Genomic DNA, 19421 nt, shown 5'->3' on the forward strand with positions numbered 1-19421 from the left:
GAAGCAGTTGAACACCTGGGTCAGTTTTCAGTCGGCGGAACAGCCTTTACTGGGTCAGTTTTCGGTCAGCGGCAACATAGTGATGTACTGGAGAGAGCAGTGCAGCCACGATCTAGCGGGTCGGGCTCAATCACCAAGTGGGTGCGTGCTAGTAAAGCCTCGACGATACCACTCTCGGGTTGCCCTAATGCCTCTGCCAAAAGCTTTCCGAATTTCGTCAGATCTTGGCCACTTTCCGCAAGCGTTACGATCCAACCTGTAGGTTGAATACCCTCAAGCGGTCGCTCTAGCACCAGTGCTAGTCTCACCCGATTGGATTCACGCCAGTCGAGCGGGAGATCCTTAGCGCTTTTGGCAAGGTGTTTTGCCGTCTCAGATTGGGAGAAGACACCCTGAGGATCATGCCTGGCCTTGAGCTGGGCTCTAAACTCAAGCTCAGGTCCGTGCAAGGTAAGGTCGTCGACCCCTTCCGGAATGAGCCGCGTCCAAGTGGCTTCGCCACTCCACGCCAATGAGGCAAGCCAAGCGGTTACTGCGTCTTGATACCGAAAACCCCGACCAGCCCGTGCACCTGATCGAGTCATACTCCAAAGCTCAGGGTCAATTAGCAACTGCCGAGTTAACCCAGGAAATTCCATTTTTTGGCGTCTCTTTCAATTTTGCTGCTGAGCTTAATTGAGTTTGCTTCAAAGGTGAAAAACAGATCTCCGGCTTGATTGGATCGCTCAATGTGTAACAAATTATTTGCAACAGGGTGCGGACTAAGACTAGCAACATAGCTTTTTCATTGGAGGCGACGAATTAAACTCACAGGCCTAGGAAAAGCGGGTGTCAAAGGTATGAACTGAAACGCAACACCCAGCGAAACGACCTGCTCTGTTAAATATGATATTCTGAAGGAACCCTGTCACTCGCCCCCTGATGTTTCTGTAAGGATCTGCAATCAAATGGATCATCAGTGATGCGCCACAAAAGGAGTGATATCCAGTTCGATCGCCTATGCAGATCAGTCACAGATGGCCGACTTGGTCATTCCTCACCATGCATCTACAGGATGCAAGACTGATTGCCGATTTTGAGGCTGCTGTGGCTGCCGTTCGCAGAGCGGCACACTAACGGGTCACGGCGCGGATGGTGCTGCCCGAGACCGCACGGCTCGTCATGGAAGCGCAGGATAAAGACGTACGCAGCGAGCCTTGAGCGCGCGCCTTCAGGTGGTGGCTTGCAAATGAGTACATCTGCAGCTGGCGCAACTCACCACCCTCCTCCTTGAGCCGCTCCAGATACACATCAACGTCAGCAATTGATAAGGAAAGTTGAGTCCTGGCGAGCAGTAAGGATCCTTTCAGGGTTTAGCACTCACGCCGATTGCTCAAGCAAGAGCAGTGTCTTGCGGTCCGGCTCACCCGAATAAAACTGCTCGAGCGCCTGCTGATACACCGCGGGGCCGGACGGGACACTCTTGAACAGCGTAAGACAGGAGCGAAATTTCAGGTCATCGGGCAAGCCGAATATCCGCTCGGCACTCACCCCTCGGTGCTGCAAAACGGCCGCGACGCACGCCTCCAGTCGTGGCCCCAGCAACTCATGTTGGAGATAGGCACGAGCCTCGGCAAGGCCGGAAATCGCGAAGCGTCCGGCCATATCGGAGCGACCCAGCCCCTGCAATTGCGGAAAGACGAACCACATCCAATGGCTCGTCTTGCGGCCCGCGCGCAGCTCGTCCATGACTCGACTGAACACCGGGCGCTGAGCCTCGACGAAACGGGACAGATTGAACGTATCCTGCATGATTCGCTCCTCCTACGATAAGCGCGTCGGTAATCTCAGTTCAGCGCACAGTCCGCCGCCTTCGCGATTTCTCAAGGTCAGGGAGCCGCCGAGGGCTTGTGCCAGTTGCTGGGCGATAGCCAGGCCCAGGCCCGTGCCGCCGGTGCTGCGGTTGCGCGAATTTTCCACGCGGTAAAATGGCTCAATCACACGGGCCAGCTCCTCTTCGGCGATGCCGGGACCACGATCCATCACGGTCACCGAGAGGCTGTCGCCGTCCTTCGGCTCGACCCGCAGCTGCGCTGCACCGGCGAATTTGAGCGCGTTATCCGTGAGGTTTACCAGCACTCGGCGCAGCGCGTGGGGCCGCGTGTGAATCACTGCGTTGCTTTTGCCGCTGAGCTGCACGTCCTTGCCCATGTCCTGGTAGTCGAACACGAGGCTGTCGAGGAATGAATCAAGATCGGTACGGCGGCTTTCCTCGGTGGCACCATGCACGCTGCGGGCATAGGCAACGCCTTCACGCACCAGATGCTCCATCTCGCCGAGGTCATTCCACAATTTGTCTTTGTCGCCGCAGTCGTCCATCAATTCGGCACGCAGCTTCATGCGCGTGATCGGGGTTTGCAGGTCGTGGGAAATCGCCGCCAGCAGTTGCATGCGCTCTTTCAGATAGGCCGCAATGCGCGCCTGCATGGCGTTGAAGGCGATGGCAGCGTGTGCGACTTCGGTCGGGCCTTGTTCATCCAGATGCACCGGGTGAGTATTGGGATCGAGGTTTTCCACGGCCTGGGCCAGGCGGGTCAGCGGGCGTATGGCAATGCGCACGGCCAGCCACGCGCACAGAATCATCAAGGCCAGCTGGCCCAGCAAAACCACCGGCAGCCACGGCGACAACGGCACCATTGAGGGGCGCACGTCGATGGTCACTGGGCTGCCGTCGGCCAGTTTCAGATGGACCTGGAAGTGTTTGATAGGCCCGGGAATGTCTGTCACGGTCATCGGGTAATCCTTGCCGATGGCCTCCTTGATCGAGGTCACTGCAATCGGCGTGTCACGCAGGGCGGCGCCTGGCGAGCCTTCATGGAGCAAATAGCGGTAATTGCGTCGATCCAGTTGTTTCAACCAACTCATGCGTTCCTCGGCGGGCAAGCGGTCAAGGATGGCAATGGACGTCGACACATCGGTCTCCAGATTGCCAAGCATGGTGTTTTTCGCGGTTTCGTAACGCTCGTAATACTGCGCGCCGAAGGACAAGGCCTGCGCCAGGGTCAGCCCTACCAGAAAGATCAGCGACAACCGCGAGACGAGGGTACGAGGCCAATGCAGCGAAGGCTTCATGCCGGTGCTCCAAGCACTTGCACCGGCAGCGAGAAGACATACCCTTCGCTGCGCACGGTTTTGATGTAAGCCGGTTCGCGGGCATCGTCAAGCAGGCGTTGGCGCAGGCGGCTGACCAGCAGATCAATGGAACGGTCGAACAGGTCGGCGTCACGGCCCTGGGTCAGGTTGAGCAACTGGTCGCGATTGAGTACCCGTTGCGGATGGTCGAGGAACACCCGCAGCAGGCGATATTCAGCGCCGCTGAGGGCGACCATGGTACCGTCTTCATCAAGCAGATGGCGGGCGGAGGTGTCCAGGCGCCAGCGCCCGAACCCCAGCAACCTTCCGGTTTCGGTAACGACCAGGTTGGGCGGCAGCATGCGCGTGCGGCGCAGCACAGCGTTGATGCGCGCCAGCAATTCACGGGCGGCGAACGGCTTGACCAGGTAGTCGTCGGCGCCCATTTCCAAGCCGATGATGCGATCGGTTTCGTCGTTGCGGGCGGTCAGCATCAGCACCGGCGTGGCCTTGTGTTTACCGGCGCGAATGTCGCGGCAGAGCACCAGGCCATCGTCGCCGGGCATCATGATGTCCAGCACGATCAGGTCCACCGGCGTGGCCTCGAGAAACGAGCGCATCTGGCGGCCATCCGCAACCACGGTAGTGCGCAGGCCGTTCTTCTTCAGGTAGTTGCCTACCATCTCTCGAATCTCACGGTCATCGTCCACGATGAGGATGTGATCAACGTGTTCCATGGGCCAAGCCTCTGTCAATGGGAATTGCGGCTCAGTCTATAGAGACTGAGCCCGTTCGCCCGCGGCGGTTTGTATTGCAGTGTATCTGCTGTGGCGAAGGATACATGCAGAGGCAAAAACAACAATTTCCGGGGTTTTGTATGGCTGTGTATCGGGACGGGGTCCTGATACGAACCGATTTCTCCGCGCCTGTTTTTGACACAGACGAGATACCTCGCGGGCTTCTAATGAGCCACATCGAGGCCAACCCAAGCGCCTCGGCTCAACTGAACGACCCAACCATTGAAGCCATGAGAAAACGACCATGAACACCAATACCCTCTATGCCACTTGCCTGTTTGCCGCCCTGAATATCTGCACCTTCTCGGCCCGCGCCGAAGCCGACGTCACGCCGCAAACCTACGCCTTCGGCACGCACCTGGACATCCAGAAAGTGGTGGCATTGACACAGGATGCCGGGGTTTCCTGCGGCATTGTCGATGCTCAACTGACCTACCTGAATTCGCAGGGCAAGACCGAGATCCTGAACTACCGCAAATTTGCCGATTGCCACAGCGATAACTGAGTTCGGCCCACATTTCATCAGGTGACCCTTATGTTCCTCATCGCATTCCTGGGCGGCTTATTGACCGTCCTCAGTCCTTGTATCCTGCCGGTCGTGCCATTTCTGTTCGCCGGTATCGACCGTACACGCTCATCGATCCTGCTTACCCTTGGCGGCATGGTCCTGACCTTCGCGCTGATTTCCAGTCTGGCCGTGGTCAGCAGTGAGTGGGTGATTCAGGCCAACAACACCGGGCGTCATGTGGCACTGGTGGTGATGGCGCTGTTTGCCTTGTCGCTGATCTCGGCGCGAATCAGTGGCTGGCTGGCCAGCCCGTTCGTGTTACTGGGCAATCGCCTCGACCCCGAGACGCGCAAAATGTCCGGGCCGCTGGGTTCGCTGATGATCGGCGTCGCCACCGGCCTGCTCTGGGCGCCGTGCGCCGGGCCTATCCTCGGGGTGATCCTTACCGGCGCCATGCTGCAAGGCGCCAATGCGCAAACCAGCCTGCTGCTGGCAGCCTATGGTCTGGGCAGTGCACTGTCGTTGGGTACGCTGATTTTTGCCGGACGCGGTTTAGTCAATCGCCTGAAGGCCTCGATTCCGGTCACTGGTTGGCTGCGGCGCGTCACCGGTTTTGCGGTCCTGGCCGCAGCGCTGGTGATTTCTACCGGTGCCGACAAGACGCTGTTGGCCGGGGCGTCGTCCGAAGGCGTCAGCGTGCTGGAAAAAGGCGTGCTGCAAAGCGTCCCCAAAGTCGTCGAATACCTGGTAAGCAAGGCCAAGGCCGAACCCACCCTCGACAACGCCCAAGGCCCGATGCCGTCGCTGTCCGGCGCGGTGGAATGGCTCAATTCGCCCGCGCTGACCAGTGAGTCGCTCAGAGGCAAAGTGGTGCTCGTCGATTTCTGGACTTACGACTGCATCAATTGCCAGCACACCCTGCCGTATGTGAAGGACTGGGCGCAGAAGTACGAGAAGGATGGTTTGGTGGTAATCGGCGTCCACACCCCGGAATACGGCTTTGAACGCATCATCGATAATGTGAAGGATGAGGTGAAAAAGCTCGGCATCACTTACCCGGTGGCCATCGACAACAACTACGCGATCTGGCGCAACTTCGATAACCAGTACTGGCCCGCGCACTACCTGATCGACGCCAAAGGGCAAGTGCGCTTCACCCACTTCGGAGAAGGTCGCTACGAGACGCAGGAAAAGATGATTCAGCAACTGCTGCAGGAGGCGAAAGCTCCAGCCGCGTAACCCTTGAAAACCCATGGCCCACAGGCAACGTGCTGTGGGCCATTAGCTTTTTCTCCTGCGGCCTGGGTTGCGCGACCACCCTCTCCCGCCAACCCCAGGCTAATCTGACACGATGCTTTTGGCCTCAAGAAATGCTTCCAGCCCCAAGACTCCAAACTCCCGGCCGACACCGGACTGCTTTACCACGCCGAACGGCGCCAGCAGCTCTGGCGAGGTCGGTCTGCCCTCCCCGCCAATAATCAACGTCGCGCCTTGCGCCTGCCCGCGGCGGATGCTTGGGCGAGCACGATGGTCTGCAAGGGGCTCAACTCGCTCGGTTTGATGACCGAGGCACAGCCAGCCGCAATGGCCGATGCCAGTTTGCTGCATATTGTCCCGGCGGTGCTGTTCCAGGGGGCAAACAGCGCCGCGACTCCGACCGGCTCCATCACCTCCGTAGCGTCACCGACCAAGCGACTCAGGTCGAAGTGTTTCAACACCTGCGCCGCATTGGTAAATGACTGCCAAGCGTAGCGACTAACGCCGCTTCGCCCTTGGCGTGTTACTTCGCCGTGGCGGCTTTTTCGATTAGGCGGGCAACCGGTTCCGGGTTCGAAACCATCACGACATGTGAAGCGCCCTTGACCACTTCCACGGCTTTGGCAGCGGCGCGCTTGGCCATGAATGCCATGGCTTGCGGGGGAATGTTTTTGTCCTGGTCGCCGTAGATGTACCAGGACGGAATATGCTTCCAGGCGGGGCTGCCGGACGCTTCGTTGAGCGCCGCTTCCGTTACCGGGCGTTGGGTGGCGGCCATCAATGCCGCCTCTTTCGCGGGGACGTCAGCGGCGAACTGGTTGTGAAATTTGTCCTGCTGGATGTACAAGTCCTTGCCCCCATCGGCCAGCGGTACAGGCGCAGCCAGCGTTGGGCCCAGCGTGCTGCCCGGGAATTTGCCGGCCAGACCGGCGACGGTTTCCCCGGCCTCTGGTGCAAACGCACTGACGTAAACCAGGGCTTTGACGTTGACATGATCGTTGGCCGCATCACTGATAACGTTGCCGCCATAGGAATGGCCGACCAACACCACCGGCGAATGAATGCTCGTCAGCAATGCCGAGATTGCCGAACCATCGCTCTTTACACCGCGCAATGGGTTGGCAGCGGCAACCACCGGGTAACCGTCCTTCTCGAGAATCTTCACGACGCCATTCCAACTCGACGCATCGGCAAAGGCGCCATGTACGAGCACAATCGTGGGTTTTTCAGTTTGCGACCAGGCGTGTGTCGCCATGCTCAGGCTGACGGCAACGGCCAATGCGGTTAATACCTTTTTCATTGTTAACTCCGGGTTTGACGGGAATCAGGGAGCGAAGCGAGTGAAGACAAAGTCGTGATTACGCACTCGCGCCTGGTGACAGGCGAAGCAGGTTTCGTGTTGGGCTTCATCGGCCGGTTTACCGTTGATAAACCGCCCGAATCCCCAGCCACCGGTTGCTGCATATCTTTTCGAGTCCTTGACCATCACCTGCACGGTCGTGGCAGGCCCCGGGATGGACGCCGGCTCGAATTCCGGGGACTGCACCTGTTTCCAGGCCAGCTTTACCAGCACCGTGCCATCGGGGAATGGCAGCGTTGAGTCCTGATAAGCCTTGATGGCCGAGTCATTGCCCAGCACGGCTCGCAGTTCATTCAGGGGTGCTGCTTCCTGCGCCGGCGCAATCAGCGGCCATAGGCGGTAGTTTTCAGGCAATTTCACGCCATAGATCGGTGAGGCGTCCCCAGTACTGGCGTCGCCCGAGGCAACACCGGTAGCGGTCAACGTCGCGATTGCAATGGCAGCCGACATCGCGGCAAGAAATTTCAGCTTCATCATCGCCATCCTTTCAGCCGGTTTTCAAAGATGATCGGCGTCGATCACCGCCTGGGCGAAGGCTTTCGGCGCTTCCTGCGGCAAGTTGTGACCTACACCACCGGTGATCAATCGGTACTCATACTTGCCAGTGAAGCGTTTGGCGTACGCTTCGGCAGGTGGGTGCGGTGCGCCGTTCGCATCACCTTCCAGGGTGATGGTGGGCACGCTGATGAATGGAAATGCCGCGAGTTTCTTCTCCAGCGCGTCGTATCTGGCCTCGCCCTTGACCAACCCCAGGCGCCAGCGATAGTTGAAAATCGACACGGCCACGTGATCAGGGTTTTGCAAGGACGCCGCGCTGCGCTCATAAGTGGCGTCGTCGAAATTCCACTGTGGCGACGCCAGCTTCCAGATGAGCTTGGCGAAGTCATGGGTGTTTTTCTCGTAGCCCAGGCGCCCGCGCTCGGTCGCGAAGTAGAACTGGTACCACCACTGCAGTTCGGCGGCTGGCGGCAATGGCGCCTTGCCCGCCTCTTGGCTGCCTATCAGGTAACCGCTCACAGCGACCAGGGCTTTCACTCTTTCCGGCCACAGTGCGGCAACGATATCTGCAGTGCGGGCGCCCCAGTCAAACCCACCCAGCACCGCCGTCTTGATCTTCAGCGCGTCCATGAAGTCGATCAGGTCGGTCGCCAGCGCAGCAGGTTGACCATTGCGAACTGCCTTGGCCGAGAGAAAATGCGTATCGCCATAACCACGCGCAGAAGGGATCAACACTCGATATCCCTTGTCCGCCAAAGCAGGAGCGACATCAGCGTATGCATTGATATCGTAGGGCCAGCCGTGCAACAAAATGACCACAGGGCCATCGGCTGGGCCGAGTTCCGCGTAAGAAACGTCCAGCAGCCCCGCTTTCACATGCTTAAGAGCACCGAGAGAGGTGTGAGCTCCCGGCGTGATAGCCCCAAGGGTGGACGCGGGTACATCAGCCGCGCTGGCTTGGGAAAAACCTAAAGCAACCGCTGCGAATTGCAGCACCGCTGCTGCCAACAGCGATGGGGCAAGACCCCGCAGGCGGCTGGATTTATTTTGATTGGTCAGCAAGGTGATCTCCATGGTGTTTCTCCGTAGCGAGCCGCCGAATAGCGGCCCGGTGTGTTGACTGGATTGCGTGTGAGCTACTGGGCTGTCTTCGTTGCGCTCAGTTTGGCGCGCAGCGGCCGGAAGGCCTCCCGCAACTCTTCGCTGAACAATTGAGGTTGCTCCCAGGAAGCGAAGTGGCCGCCCTTGTTAACCTGGCTGTAGTAGGAAAGTGATGGGTAAGCGCGTTGCGCCCAGCTTTTTGGCGCCTGATAGATCTCGTGCGGGAAGACCGTGATCGCCACCGGCACCTTGATGCTTGCGGTGTTCTGCGCGGCAGCGCTGAAATTGTTGTTGTTGTTTTCCCAGTAGAAACGCGATGACGATGCGCCTGCGTTCGTCAGCCAGTACAGGCTGATATCGTCCAGCATCTCGTCACGGGTCAATACCCGTTCAGGCTGACCATCACTGTCCGTCCACGCGGCGATTTTTTCGTACATCCACGCCGCAGTACCGGTAGGCGAATCGGCCAGCAGGTAACCGATAGTTTGCGGGCGCGTAACCATCATCGCGCCGTATGCTGCATTGCGGCCGAAGAAGGTGCTCAAGGAATCAAACGCCTTGCGTTCAGGCTCAGTGAGCCCGACAGGGGCCGGGTCACCACTATTGATCGGTTTGACCAATTCGGGCGGGATGGTGGCCGGCATGTTCAAGTGAATGCCCAACAACCCCGGCGGATTCAGGCGGCCCAATGCATCGGATATGACCGAACCGTGATCTCCGCCCTGGGAAACATAGTGGGTATAACCCAGACGCTTGATGAGCACATCCCAAGCCTTCGCGACTCGATCCGGCCCCCAGCCCAATTCAGTTGGCTTACCGGAAAAACCGTGTCCCGGAATCGATGGAATGATCACGTCGAACGAATCTTCAACCTTACCGCCGTAAGCAACGGGATCCGTCAGCGGGCCGATAGTCTTCAGGAACTCAAACTGTGAGCCAGGCCAACCGTGTGTCAAAAGCAGCGGCATCGCGTTGGGGTTTCGCGAGCGAACATGGATGAATTGAATATCGACGCCGTCGATAGTCGTGATGAATTCAGGCAGCGCATTGAGCTTTGCTTCGGCCTTGCGCCAGTCATAGCCGCTGCTCCAATACTTCATCAGCGCCTGGACCTGGGCCAACTGCACGCCTTGGGAAACGTCATTGACGGTCTCTTTGTCCGGCCAGCGGGTCGCCGCAATGCGCTTTTTCAGATCGGACAATTGAGCCTCATCGACGTGAATTCGATAAGGTCGAATCGATTCGGGATTGGTCGAGGCCGAGCTGGCAACTGACGCATCGGCGGCCGGGCCAGCAGCCCAGGCACCACCGCTGCTGGCTATCAGGGCCAACCCCAAAACGCCCATTCTCACGGAAGAAGCCAGACAATGGCGCCAGGTGAAACCGAACGTAGCTGCAGGCATTTTGAATTTCCTATAAGTCATTGGTCGACAACGTCGCGAAACGCGCAGAGATAGCCGCGAGTTAAATGAGTCATCCATTGGAGAAGGTTTGCGCCTTCTCGATGGGTTCATTTAAATCCCCGCGGGTATCCCGTATGTGTCATCAACCGACTTAAAAGAATCGCTGTGTATCTATCCAAAGCGCAGATACAAAACGATACAAACCGACCACTCGCTCATTAGAAAGCCAATGCCCCGACTTGTCGGGGCATTGGCTTTTCTGGGACGTATCACTCCGTCATTTTCTGCGCGACCATGTCAGCCGCCCCTTACAAATACCGCCACCACCATCATGCAGCGACAACGTACTGAAGAATCTAGACTTCGCAGTCAAGCATCCATTGAACCCCGTACCGATCGGTGAGCTTGCCATAGTAGCTCCCCCACGGTTGCATCGCGACGGGCGTGGTTACCTTTGCGCCGACAGCGAGTTTCGTAAACAAACTGTCGGTGCTGTCGCGATTGTCCATGATGAGCATGTGGGATGAGCCTCTCATTGGCTCAGCATCGTGATTGTCCGAGGCGAAGAATAGAACGCCGGGCCCTTCGAAGCGGGCATGCATTACCTTGCCCTTCATCGCTTCGCTTGCGATTGGAATGCCGTGATCTCCATGGCGCATCAGCGTTGTTACCCGACCAAGGCCACATTCTGCATAGAATGTAAGCGCAGCCTCGCACTGCGTGGTGAAGAACAGATAGTTGGCTAGCTGCATTTCATGACTCCTGCCAATTGCCAGGCCGACTAGCCCGGCATGCATCTTATATCGCAGTCTGCCTGGACGATATCCGGCGGCGGAGCCGCACGCCGTAAAACGCCAAACTCACACCTCTACGGTAAACCTTAGCGCAGGACGTTTTCCAAATTCTGTAGGCTCCCCTTCCTTGCAAAATCCCCGGCTTTGACTAAGTTGATAGCTACTGGCCACCCGAGTGCCCTTCAGCGGCCAGAAATCCCATAAACCTCGTCGAGGAATTCAATAACCAGACGCCCTTACATCGTACCCAACTGACACTGACACGGAATTCAGTCATATCAATCAAGAGGGATGCTTGATGAAGCGTAGCGTGTTGCCTAGAGTTTTTTCACTCAAGGGTGCGGCCGAAAACTACTGGCTTTCGTTATCAGTGTTTTCGATCCTGGTTGTTGCCAGCTTTCTGTTGTTTGAACAGCAGATCCAACAGCTGCTGAATCACCTGAGCGCCCTCCTCCCCACCGACCCGGTACAACGCCTGAGCCTGGCCGTGCTGCTGGTAACGCTACTGGCCCTGGATGTGCTGCTGCCCGTGCCTTCCAGCCTCGTGGCCTTGCTGGCCGTGGCGGCCCTGGGCGCCATTGGCGGTTATCTGGTGATCCTCATCGGACTGTGCCTGGGAGCCAGCCTCGGCTACTGGCTTGGGGCCGGCTACTTTCGCCTGCTGTCCAATTGGCTGGGACTCAGAAGCTGGCAACCCGGGCAACTGGCCTATCGCCTCAGCACGCTTTCGCTGGTGTGCCTGCGTGGCGTGCCGGTGCTGGCGGAAACCTCGGTGCTGGCAGCCGGCATGCAAGGCTATCCACTGCGCCAGTTCCTGCTGGTCACCACCCTGGCCAACGCCGGCCTGGCCCTGGCCTACGCCGCGATAGGCAGCCTGCTGGTGGAGCAGCACGCGCTGCTGGCAACCATTCTGGCCAGCATGGTGCTGCCCGGGCTGTTCCTGGGCGCCCGCAGCCTTTTCAAACAGCGCCTGGCGCAACCAACTCTCGACACGGATCAACCTCTGCAAGGCCGCTTCGAGGTGAGCTACCACTACCCAGTGCTGTTCACCGACCACATTTTCCAGGCGGACAACCCCTGCCTGTACCAGCAACTGACTCGGCAGGGGCCCGGACCGATCACGGTGCTGGTGTTTGTCGATGAACAATTGCTGCTGTGTTCGCCGCAGTTGCCGCAGCAGATCAACAGCTATTTCAGCGCCCATGCGGCCGACCTGCATCTGCAAGCCGCGCCGATCGCGGTGCCGGCCGGTGAGTTGAGCAAAACCCCGGACGTGCTCCAGCATCTGTATGCGCACATGCTGCAACACGGCCTGGATCGCCACTGCTATGTGCTGGCCCTGGGCGGCGGCGCGGTACTGGATGCGGTGGGCTACGCCTGCGCCACCTTCCACCGGGGCATGCGCCTGATCCGCATCCCGTCCACCGTGCTGGCGCAGAACGATGCCGGCATCGGCGTGAAGAATGGCATCAACGCCTTTGCCCAGAAGAACCTGTTGGGGGCCTTCTACCCGGCCACGGCGGTGATCAATGACTTCCAGTTGCTGCTCAGCCTTTCCCAGCGAGATCAGATCGCCGGCCTGGCCGAGGCAGTGAAAGTCGCAGTGATCAAGGACGCGGCCTTCTTCCAGTGGATGGAGCTGCAGGCCGAGGCCCTGGCCGGTTTCGAGCACAGTGCCAGCCGCTACGCCATCCACCGCTGCGCGCAGTTGCACCTGGACCATATCACCGGTGCTGGCGACCCGTTCGAGCGCGGCAATGGTCGGCCCCTGGACTACGGACACTGGGCGGCCCACAAGCTGGAAAACCTCAGCCAGCACCGCTTGCGCCACGGTGAAGCGGTGGCCGTGGGCATGGCCCTGGATGCGCTGTATGCCAACGCCAGCGGCCTGTTGTCGGACGCCGACTGCCAACGCCTGCTGCAACTGCTGGACAAACTCGGCTTTAACCTGTGCCCGCCGGAACTGAGCCTGCGCGATGCACAGGGGCGCTCGCCGATCCTGCTCGGCCTGGAAGAGTTCCGCCAGCACCTGGGGGGGCAATTGTCGATCCCGATGCTCTGCCGCCTGGGCCAGTCGGTGGATGTACATCACATCGACATGCTGCTGATGGAGCAGGCCCTGTCGCGCCTGTCGGCGTTCGGCGGGCCGGATTTCGCCTGGGGCGCGGGGTGCGCGCAATGACTCACTCGTCGCTGACCACCTGGCTCACCTTGGGGCGGGTGTCCAACCTGCCGACCGTGTGGACCAACGCCCTGGCCGCCGCCTTGCTGGTCAGCAGCGCCAGTACCCTGGCGCCGCCCACGCCACTGGTCTGGAGCTTGCTGCTGGTGGCGCTCTCGGCGCTGTACCTGGCGGGCATGTTGCTCAACGACCTGCTGGATGCCGACTGGGACCAGCAGCATCACAACCCTCGGCCGATCGTCCTGGGCCTGGTCAGCCGCACCCAGGTCAGCCTGGCCACCGCGGCCCTGTTACTGCTGGCGGCGCTGGCGATCTTCGGCCTGAGCCGGTTGATCGCCCAGCCCCATTGGATGCTGGCCAGCGCCGGTTTGCTGCTGTTGTTCATCCTCGGCTACAACCTGCTGCATAAGAAATACCCGCACAGCGTTTGGTTGATGGGCGGCTGCCGCTCGGCCCTGTACCTGACCGCCGCCGCCAGCCTGGCGATGCCGCCCCAGCCGCTGTGGCTGTGCGCTGCGCTGCTGGGCACCTACATCGCCGGGTTGACCTACCTGGCCCGGCTGGAACATCGCAACCAGTTGCTCAGTCGCCTGCCGCTGCTGCTCATGCTCAGCCCCCTGCTCCTGGCCGCCTACGCCGATAACAGCGTGTTCTGGCTGGTCATGCTGCTGTGGCTGGGCTGGCTGGGCTGGCATTACCAACGCCACCTGGCCAACCCGCAGCAACGGCAGATCCGCGCTTTCATCGGTGCCGGGCTGGCCGCCCTGCCGTTGTTCGATGCGCTGGTGCTGGCCCTGGCCAACCAGCCCCTGGGCAGCCTGCTGTGTGTGCTGGTGTTCTTTCTGCTTCCCCACCTTCAACGCTGGATCAAGCCGACATGAGCATGGATGCCTTCTCTCTCGCGCAGACTGCGCTGACCATTCGTCATGCAGCCTTCGCCGAGCGCCAGCAACGGCTGGACCGGCAACTGGACGACGAAAGCCGCCGCTGGTGGCAAGAAGCCCGGGAGCAACTGGCCCGGGAGCCTTCGGCCAATACACTGATACTGCTCAGCAGCCAGTGCCGGCGCCGCCTCGGCCCCGTGACCGCCGGCCCGGACGGCAACGGCCTCCAACTGGCCCGGGCGCTGCTCCTGGCCCAGTTGCTGGAGCAGCAGGCCGACACCGATCAACTGGCTTTGCTACGCCAGCTGTTTCTGTGGGGCGACGACCAGGAAAAGGCTGCCCTGCTCAACGCCCTGGATGACCTCGACAGCCAGGGTGCCAGCCTCGACCTGGCGCTCCAGGCCGGGCGCACCAACAACCGCGACGTGTTCGCCGCCATCGCCTTGGACAACCCCTTTGCCGCGCGTCACTACCAGGACAGGACCTTCCATCAACTGGTGCTCAAGACCCTGGGCATGGGCCTGGACAGCCGCCGCATCCACGGCCTGGCGGAGCGTCGCAGCGTCGACCTCAACCAACTGGCCCTGGATCTTATGGAAGAACAGCTGGCCGCCGAGCGTGAGGTTTCCCACGGCTTGCCCCAGGTCATCGCCTTCGACCTATTGAGCCAGGCCCAGCGACAGCGCCTGCGCAACTTATACCAGCAGGGACGGTTGCCCCGGCACTGGCTCGAACATTTTCCCGCCGGCACCTGAATCCTTCCAGGTCAGGCAACGAATTCTGTAGCACCCAATCAAGGAGCCACCATGGCGAAGTACTTCGATCCGCACATTCATATGGTCAGCCGCACCACTGATGACTACCAGAACATGGCGGCCGCCGGGATCACCGGGGTTATCGAGCCGGCCTTCTGGCAGGGCCAGGCCAGGACCAGTGTCGGCAGCTTCGTCGACTACTTCGACACTCTGCTCGGCTGGGAGCGATTTCGTGCAAGCATGTTCGGCATCCACCACTTCTGCACCATCGGCCTCAACCCCAAGGAAGCCAACGACCTGTCTGTGGCCAACGAAGTGCTGGAGATCCTTCCGCGGTATCTGGTCAAGGACGGCGTAGTGGCGGTAGGGGAAATCGGCTATGACGACATCACCCCGGAAGAAGACCGCTTTCTCGCCGCGCAACTGGAGCTGGCCAAGCAGTTCAACCTGCCAGTGCTGGTGCACACCCCGCACCGCGACAAGATTGGCGGCACCAAGCGCACCCTGGCGGTGATTCGCGAAGTCGGCATTGCTGAGCACCTGGTGATCATCGACCACCTCAACGAACTGACCCTGCCCCTGGTGCTGGACAGCGACTGCTGGCGCGGTCATTCCATCTATCCCAACACCAAGATGTCCGAGCAACGTATGGTCGCCCTGTTGAAGGAGTACGGCACCGAGAAAATGGTGGTCAACAGCGCCGCCGACTGGGGCATCAGCGACCCGCTCAAGGTGCCGAAAACCGGCGCGGCGATGCTCGCCGCCGGCTTCAGCGAAGCGCAGGTCGAACAGGTGCTGTTCCATAACCCGGTGGATTTCTTCGCCCAGAGCGGGCAGTTGGACAAGACGCTGGTCAGCACTCCGCTGCCGATCGATCAGCGCCGCCAATGGCAAGAGAACTCGGCGCTGCGCGGCCAGGAACCGGTGGTCAAATGAGTGCCCGGGCCGGCTGGAGCGCCGCGCAGATCGGGTATTGCAGTAACGTGCATCCGGCCCGTGACGTGGCCGGCCTGCGGGCATCGATCCAGCAACACTTCCAGGAGGTACGGCGCCAGCGCGGGCTGGCGGTACAGGACAGTGGCCTGTGGATCAGCGCCCAGGCTGCGGCCGAACTGCAGCAGCCCGAGGTACGTGAAGCCTTCCTCGAACTGCTGCACGACAGCGGCCTGCGCCTGACTTCGCTCAACGGTTTTCCCTATGGTCAGTTCCATGAGGGCGCGGTGAAAGCCGAGGTCTACCGGCCGACCTGGGCCGAGCCACAGCGCCTGGAATACAGCCTGCAACTGGCGCACCTGCTGGCCGCCGCCCTGCCCCTGGATTGCCCGCAGGGGGTGATTTCCAGCGTGCCCCTCGGGTATGCCGCCACCTGGGACGAGGCCAGGCAGCAACAGGCCGAGGCACACCTGAGACAACTGACCGCCGAACTGGCAAGCCTGCATCGCAGCAGCGGCAAAAAAATCCTGCTGTGCCTGGAAATGGAGCCGGACTGCGTACTGGAGAACACCGACCAGGCGCTGGCCTTTTTCAAGCACTGGCAAGCTACCGACCCTCACCATGGTTACCTGGCGCTGTGCTTCGATGTCTGCCACCAGGCAGTGGTCTTCGAGGACTGCTACCAATCCCTGCAACGGCTGCTGGACGCACACATCACGGTGGGGAAGATCCAGCTGTCCAATGCACTGATCTGCCAGTTGCCGTTGGCCGATCGTCAGCGCCGCGAGCAGGTGCTGCAGGCCCTGGGCAACTTCGTGGAGGCCACTTACCTGCATCAGGTCAAGGCCAGGGATGGCGCCGGTCAAATGCTGGCCTGGTCCGACCTGCCCGGGGCACTGAGCGCCGCCGAACCGACCCAAGGGCAATGCCCAGAGCTGCGCATTCATTTTCATGTGCCGTTGTTCAGCGAGCAGTTTCTCTTGAGCGAGCTCAGTGGCAGCCAGCAGGCCCTGATGCGCACCTTCGACTTCCTCGCCGCGCATCCGCACTTCCAGCCGGTATTGGAGGTGGAAACCTACAGCTGGAACGTGTTGCCCGTCGCCCTGCGTCCGGGCAGCGAGCAGGCCTTGCTGCAAGGCATCGCCGCAGAACTGCAATGGGTCGAGAGCCAACTGCACAAACGGCAGCTGCTGCGTAGTCGATTCTCGTCCAGGGAGGCCGCGGCCCATGCCTTCTGAACGCCAACCCTTGCTACTGATCAATGTGGTGGGCCTGACCCCGAGCCTGTTGGGCCCGGCCACGCCCCGGATCAATAGCCTGCTGCAACGGGCACAAATGGCCAAACTGCGGCCGGTATTCCCCGCCGTGACCTCGACGGTGCAGGCCTCGATCCTCACCGGGCTACCGCCTTCGGAACACGGCATCGTCGGCAACGGCTGGTATTTCCGTGATCAGGCCGAAGTGCGTTTCTGGCTGCAACCCAATGCGCTGATCCAGGGCGAGAAGGTCTGGCAGACCCTGCAACGGGCAATCCCCGACCTGCGCTGCAGCCAGCTGTTCTGGTGGTTCAATATGTATGCCCAGGTGGATGCGGCCATTACGCCAAGGCCGCACTACCCCGCCGACGGGCGCAAGATGTTCGGCCTCTATTCTTCACCATCGGGTCTGCACGAACGCATCGAACAGCAGATCGGCGAGTTTCCCTTTCCGAGCTTCTGGGGCCCGGCGGCGGGGATCGCCTCCAGCCGCTGGATCGTCGACTGCGCCATGGCCGAATTCCAGATCAGCCGTCCCGATCTGCAATTGATCTACCTGCCGCACCTGGACTATAGCCTGCAACGCCTGGGACCGGAGCATCCGGCCATCAGTGACGAAGTGCGGGCCATCGACCATGAAGTCGGGCGCCTGCTGGATTTTGCCCGGCAGAAAGGTGCGGCGGTGATGCTGTTCTCTGAATACGGGATCGAGGCGGTGCAGCAGTCGGTCTCGATCAACCGCGTGCTGCGCGAGCAGGGCCTGCTGCACGTGCGCCGCTCTCTGAGCTGGGAGCTGCTGGACCCTGGTGCGAGCGCGGCCTTTGCCGTGGTGGACCACCAGATCGCTCACGTCTACGTGCGCCAGCCCGAGAACATTGCCCGGGTCAAGGCCCTGCTGCTGAGCCAGCCCGGTATCGAGCAGGTGCTGGACAAACGCGAGCAACAGGCTTACCAGCTCGACCACCCACGCAGCGGTGAGCTGGTGGCGGTGGCGGCCCCGGGTTTCTGGTTCGATTACTACTACTGGTTTGACGACCGCCTGGCCCCGGATTTCGCCCGCACCGTGGATATCCACCGCAAGCCGGGCTACGACCCGCTGGAGCTGTTCATCGACCCGGCGATCCGTTTTCCCAAGCTGCGGGTCGCGCGCCGGCTGCTGCAGAAGAAGCTCGGCTTTCGTTATTACATGGACCTGATTCCCCTGGACACCTCATTGGTTCGCGGCAGCCACGGACGCTTGCCGAGCGACGATGAGGTCGGGCCACTGCTGATCACCGATTGCGATTTACCACTGCCGGAGCATCTGCCGGCGACTGCGGTAAAACACCTGCTCCTAGAACATTTCCTGGGGCGCCCCTATGACGATAAGGCTCAGGCCAAGGAGATTCCATGCGGCGAACCATCCCTATAGTCGTGCTGAGTGTGTTGAGCGGCTTTGCTCAAGCACAGGGCACGAACACCGTTGAGTGCAATAATTTCCTCACCTTCGCAAATGACCCCAGCGGCACCCTGACCACGTTCAAGCAGAGCCCGGAAACCATGGCCTGGAACTGGTTCGCCTGCCTCAACCGGCAGGATGCCCAGCAAGGCGCCTATCGGGTCTGGGAGACGTTCAAGCCAGCCGATCAGGTCTACCTGTTGAAGGGCGCCACTCCACAGCCCTACAGCTCCCGCGAAACCCTGCCAAGCCAGGTAACGCAACTGGCGCAACAGCAGGGCATGGACCCCAAGGGACTGTTCCAGTTTCTTGGCAATGACACCGCCGGCAGCCCACAGAACGGCACGCAGCAGGTCGATGGCCTGGCCTTGAAGATGAGCCCCAACCCGCCGGTTCCCCCCTCGAAGACAGAACAGCTGGTGCGCTTTCACCTGTTGATGGGCGAGGACACCTTCAACTACATCGTCGCCAACCAGATCTACAACCGCGACGGCCTGGCCAAGTTGACCAATAACCTGAACTTCCCGACCACCGCCTGGGAGCTGAAGACGGCGTGGTTCTGGATCGGCGGCAACAAGGACTTCATGTCCCAATTGGCCAAGGACGGGTACTACATTTCCCAGGCTTACTACGTGAACAGCATCGGCCAGTATCAGGTGGGCTACGCCGCCCTGAGCGGCATGCACGTGATCAACAAGTTGACCCCGGACTGGGTCTGGACCACCTTCGAAAACCGCAACAATCCCAAGTACACCGTCACCAACGACGCGCCGCCCAAGCCCATGATCAATAGCACCGGCCCCACCGAGGCGGCCAAGCCGGTGAACAGCAGCTACCAGCAGCAGTACCCGAACCTGGCCCAGTACGAACTGATCGGCGTGCAATACGACCGCCACCAGGCCGAGCCTAAGCTACTTGCCAACTCCCAGCTGGAATCGGCCTTCCAGGGCAGCTCCTCATGCCTGGCGTGCCACAGCACCGCAGCCTATTCGACACAGAAGAACACCTTCTTCTCCTTCAACATCGACCATAGCGGCGGAATTCTCTACCCCACCAGCGTACTGCCGGACAAGGACTTCGACGGTTATCAAAAACTGGACTATGTCTGGTCGCTCAAACGCGCCCAGTGGAAACGCTAAGGAGA

The 19421-nt window shown here is 60.4% G+C and carries 17 protein-coding genes and 1 pseudogene; 9 read left to right on the forward strand and 9 right to left on the reverse strand.

Features of this window, described 5'->3' with window-relative positions:
* Positions 1–1359: 1359 nt before the first annotated feature.
* Genes V6M90_RS19595 through V6M90_RS19605 form a run of 3 tightly spaced genes read right to left on the reverse strand, consistent with a single transcriptional unit; the run spans position 1360 to position 3848 of the window.
* On the reverse strand, positions 1360–1791 hold the full coding sequence (locus V6M90_RS19595; protein ID WP_332846979.1) for a DUF1810 domain-containing protein: 432 nt from the start codon (positions 1789–1791) through the stop codon (positions 1360–1362).
* Between the two features lie 12 nt (positions 1792–1803).
* Positions 1804–3111, reverse strand: a complete 1308-nt coding sequence (locus V6M90_RS19600; protein ID WP_003173950.1) for an ATP-binding protein — start codon at positions 3109–3111, stop codon at positions 1804–1806.
* On the reverse strand, positions 3108–3848 hold the full coding sequence (locus V6M90_RS19605) for a response regulator (protein ID WP_032897330.1): 741 nt from the start codon (positions 3846–3848) through the stop codon (positions 3108–3110). Before V6M90_RS19605 ends, V6M90_RS19600 begins: the two co-directional genes overlap by 4 nt.
* Before the next feature lie 304 nt (positions 3849–4152).
* On the opposite strand from V6M90_RS19605, the gene V6M90_RS19610 reads away from it, so the two are divergent.
* Both V6M90_RS19610 and V6M90_RS19615 read left to right on the forward strand, forming a co-directional pair.
* The gene (locus tag V6M90_RS19610; protein WP_332846980.1) at positions 4153–4413 is read left to right on the forward strand and encodes a DUF2790 domain-containing protein; all 261 of its coding nucleotides are present in this window, start codon (positions 4153–4155) and stop codon (positions 4411–4413) included.
* Between the two features lie 30 nt (positions 4414–4443).
* Complete coding sequence (locus tag V6M90_RS19615) at positions 4444–5655, forward strand: cytochrome c biogenesis protein DipZ (protein WP_332846981.1); 1212 nt, start codon at positions 4444–4446, stop codon at positions 5653–5655.
* Positions 5656–5894: 239 nt separating this feature from the next.
* Here the strand turns inward: V6M90_RS19615 and V6M90_RS19620 are convergent.
* The 6 genes and pseudogenes from V6M90_RS19620 to V6M90_RS19645 all read right to left on the reverse strand — a co-directional run.
* Positions 5895–6152: pseudogene (locus V6M90_RS19620) on the reverse strand (aldehyde dehydrogenase family protein); the annotation flags it as partial.
* A 44-nt stretch (positions 6153–6196) separates the two neighbouring features.
* The gene (locus tag V6M90_RS19625; protein WP_003173956.1) at positions 6197–6973 is read right to left on the reverse strand and encodes an alpha/beta fold hydrolase; all 777 of its coding nucleotides are present in this window, start codon (positions 6971–6973) and stop codon (positions 6197–6199) included.
* A gap of 24 nt (positions 6974–6997) precedes the next feature.
* The gene (locus V6M90_RS19630) at positions 6998–7507 is read right to left on the reverse strand and encodes a cytochrome P460 family protein (protein WP_141064715.1); all 510 of its coding nucleotides are present in this window, start codon (positions 7505–7507) and stop codon (positions 6998–7000) included.
* A gap of 24 nt (positions 7508–7531) precedes the next feature.
* Positions 7532–8605 carry an alpha/beta fold hydrolase gene (locus V6M90_RS19635; RefSeq protein ID WP_332846983.1) on the reverse strand — a complete coding sequence of 358 codons (1074 nt, stop codon included), beginning with the start codon at positions 8603–8605 and terminating at the stop codon, positions 7532–7534.
* 62 nt (positions 8606–8667) lie between these two features.
* A complete protein-coding gene (locus V6M90_RS19640) occupies positions 8668–10035 on the reverse strand; it encodes an epoxide hydrolase family protein (protein ID WP_141064713.1) in 1368 nt (455 codons plus the stop codon).
* A 356-nt stretch (positions 10036–10391) separates the two neighbouring features.
* On the reverse strand, positions 10392–10787 hold the full coding sequence (locus V6M90_RS19645) for a VOC family protein (protein WP_141064712.1): 396 nt from the start codon (positions 10785–10787) through the stop codon (positions 10392–10394).
* A 340-nt stretch (positions 10788–11127) separates the two neighbouring features.
* Here V6M90_RS19645 and V6M90_RS19650 point away from each other — a divergent pair, with 340 nt between their 5' ends.
* From V6M90_RS19650 to V6M90_RS19680, 7 genes are read left to right on the forward strand one after another with little or no spacing between them, the layout of a single operon-like run.
* Positions 11128–13011, forward strand: coding sequence for a 3-dehydroquinate synthase (locus tag V6M90_RS19650; protein WP_332846984.1), 1884 nt, complete (start codon positions 11128–11130; stop codon positions 13009–13011).
* Positions 13008–13892 carry a UbiA family prenyltransferase gene (locus V6M90_RS19655; protein ID WP_078824657.1) on the forward strand — a complete coding sequence of 295 codons (885 nt, stop codon included), beginning with the start codon at positions 13008–13010 and terminating at the stop codon, positions 13890–13892. Before V6M90_RS19650 ends, V6M90_RS19655 begins: the two co-directional genes overlap by 4 nt.
* Positions 13889–14650, forward strand: coding sequence for an EboA domain-containing protein (locus tag V6M90_RS19660; protein WP_332846985.1), 762 nt, complete (start codon positions 13889–13891; stop codon positions 14648–14650). The genes V6M90_RS19655 and V6M90_RS19660 overlap by 4 nt, the downstream gene beginning before the upstream one ends.
* A gap of 51 nt (positions 14651–14701) precedes the next feature.
* Positions 14702–15586, forward strand: a complete 885-nt coding sequence (locus V6M90_RS19665) for a TatD family hydrolase (protein WP_003173964.1) — start codon at positions 14702–14704, stop codon at positions 15584–15586.
* Entirely contained in the window at positions 15583–16821 is a 1239-nt protein-coding gene (gene eboE / locus V6M90_RS19670) for a metabolite traffic protein EboE (protein WP_332846986.1), read from the forward strand. The genes V6M90_RS19665 and eboE overlap by 4 nt, the downstream gene beginning before the upstream one ends.
* Positions 16811–18250 carry an alkaline phosphatase family protein gene (locus V6M90_RS19675; protein ID WP_332846987.1) on the forward strand — a complete coding sequence of 480 codons (1440 nt, stop codon included), beginning with the start codon at positions 16811–16813 and terminating at the stop codon, positions 18248–18250. Before eboE ends, V6M90_RS19675 begins: the two co-directional genes overlap by 11 nt.
* Complete coding sequence (locus V6M90_RS19680; RefSeq protein WP_332846988.1) at positions 18229–19416, forward strand: hypothetical protein; 1188 nt, start codon at positions 18229–18231, stop codon at positions 19414–19416. The genes V6M90_RS19675 and V6M90_RS19680 overlap by 22 nt, the downstream gene beginning before the upstream one ends.
* Positions 19417–19421: the final 5 nt, after the last annotated feature.

Origin of the sequence: Pseudomonas lactucae (assembly GCF_036688725.1) — a bacterium.
In the GTDB taxonomy this organism is placed as follows: domain Bacteria; phylum Pseudomonadota; class Gammaproteobacteria; order Pseudomonadales; family Pseudomonadaceae; genus Aquipseudomonas; species Aquipseudomonas lactucae.

Bases quoted from the DNA above. Each gene is read 5' to 3' on its own strand.
- V6M90_RS19595 (WP_332846979.1), bottom strand. From the start codon at position 1,791: ATGCAGGATACGTTCAATCTGTCCCGTTTCGTCGAGGCTCAGCGCCCG.
- V6M90_RS19600 (WP_003173950.1), bottom strand. From the start codon at position 3,111: ATGAAGCCTTCGCTGCATTGGCCTCGTACCCTCGTCTCGCGGTTGTCG.
- V6M90_RS19605 (WP_032897330.1), bottom strand. From the start codon at position 3,848: ATGGAACACGTTGATCACATCCTCATCGTGGACGATGACCGTGAGATT.
- V6M90_RS19610 (WP_332846980.1), top strand. From the start codon at position 4,153: ATGAACACCAATACCCTCTATGCCACTTGCCTGTTTGCCGCCCTGAAT.
- V6M90_RS19615 (WP_332846981.1), top strand. From the start codon at position 4,444: ATGTTCCTCATCGCATTCCTGGGCGGCTTATTGACCGTCCTCAGTCCT.
- V6M90_RS19625 (WP_003173956.1), bottom strand. From the start codon at position 6,973: ATGAAAAAGGTATTAACCGCATTGGCCGTTGCCGTCAGCCTGAGCATG.
- V6M90_RS19630 (WP_141064715.1), bottom strand. From the start codon at position 7,507: ATGAAGCTGAAATTTCTTGCCGCGATGTCGGCTGCCATTGCAATCGCG.
- V6M90_RS19635 (WP_332846983.1), bottom strand. From the start codon at position 8,605: ATGGAGATCACCTTGCTGACCAATCAAAATAAATCCAGCCGCCTGCGG.
- V6M90_RS19640 (WP_141064713.1), bottom strand. From the start codon at position 10,035: ATGCCTGCAGCTACGTTCGGTTTCACCTGGCGCCATTGTCTGGCTTCT.
- V6M90_RS19645 (WP_141064712.1), bottom strand. From the start codon at position 10,787: ATGCAGCTAGCCAACTATCTGTTCTTCACCACGCAGTGCGAGGCTGCG.
- V6M90_RS19650 (WP_332846984.1), top strand. From the start codon at position 11,128: ATGAAGCGTAGCGTGTTGCCTAGAGTTTTTTCACTCAAGGGTGCGGCC.
- V6M90_RS19655 (WP_078824657.1), top strand. From the start codon at position 13,008: ATGACTCACTCGTCGCTGACCACCTGGCTCACCTTGGGGCGGGTGTCC.
- V6M90_RS19660 (WP_332846985.1), top strand. From the start codon at position 13,889: ATGAGCATGGATGCCTTCTCTCTCGCGCAGACTGCGCTGACCATTCGT.
- V6M90_RS19665 (WP_003173964.1), top strand. From the start codon at position 14,702: ATGGCGAAGTACTTCGATCCGCACATTCATATGGTCAGCCGCACCACT.
- eboE (WP_332846986.1), top strand. From the start codon at position 15,583: ATGAGTGCCCGGGCCGGCTGGAGCGCCGCGCAGATCGGGTATTGCAGT.
- V6M90_RS19675 (WP_332846987.1), top strand. From the start codon at position 16,811: ATGCCTTCTGAACGCCAACCCTTGCTACTGATCAATGTGGTGGGCCTG.
- V6M90_RS19680 (WP_332846988.1), top strand. From the start codon at position 18,229: ATGCGGCGAACCATCCCTATAGTCGTGCTGAGTGTGTTGAGCGGCTTT.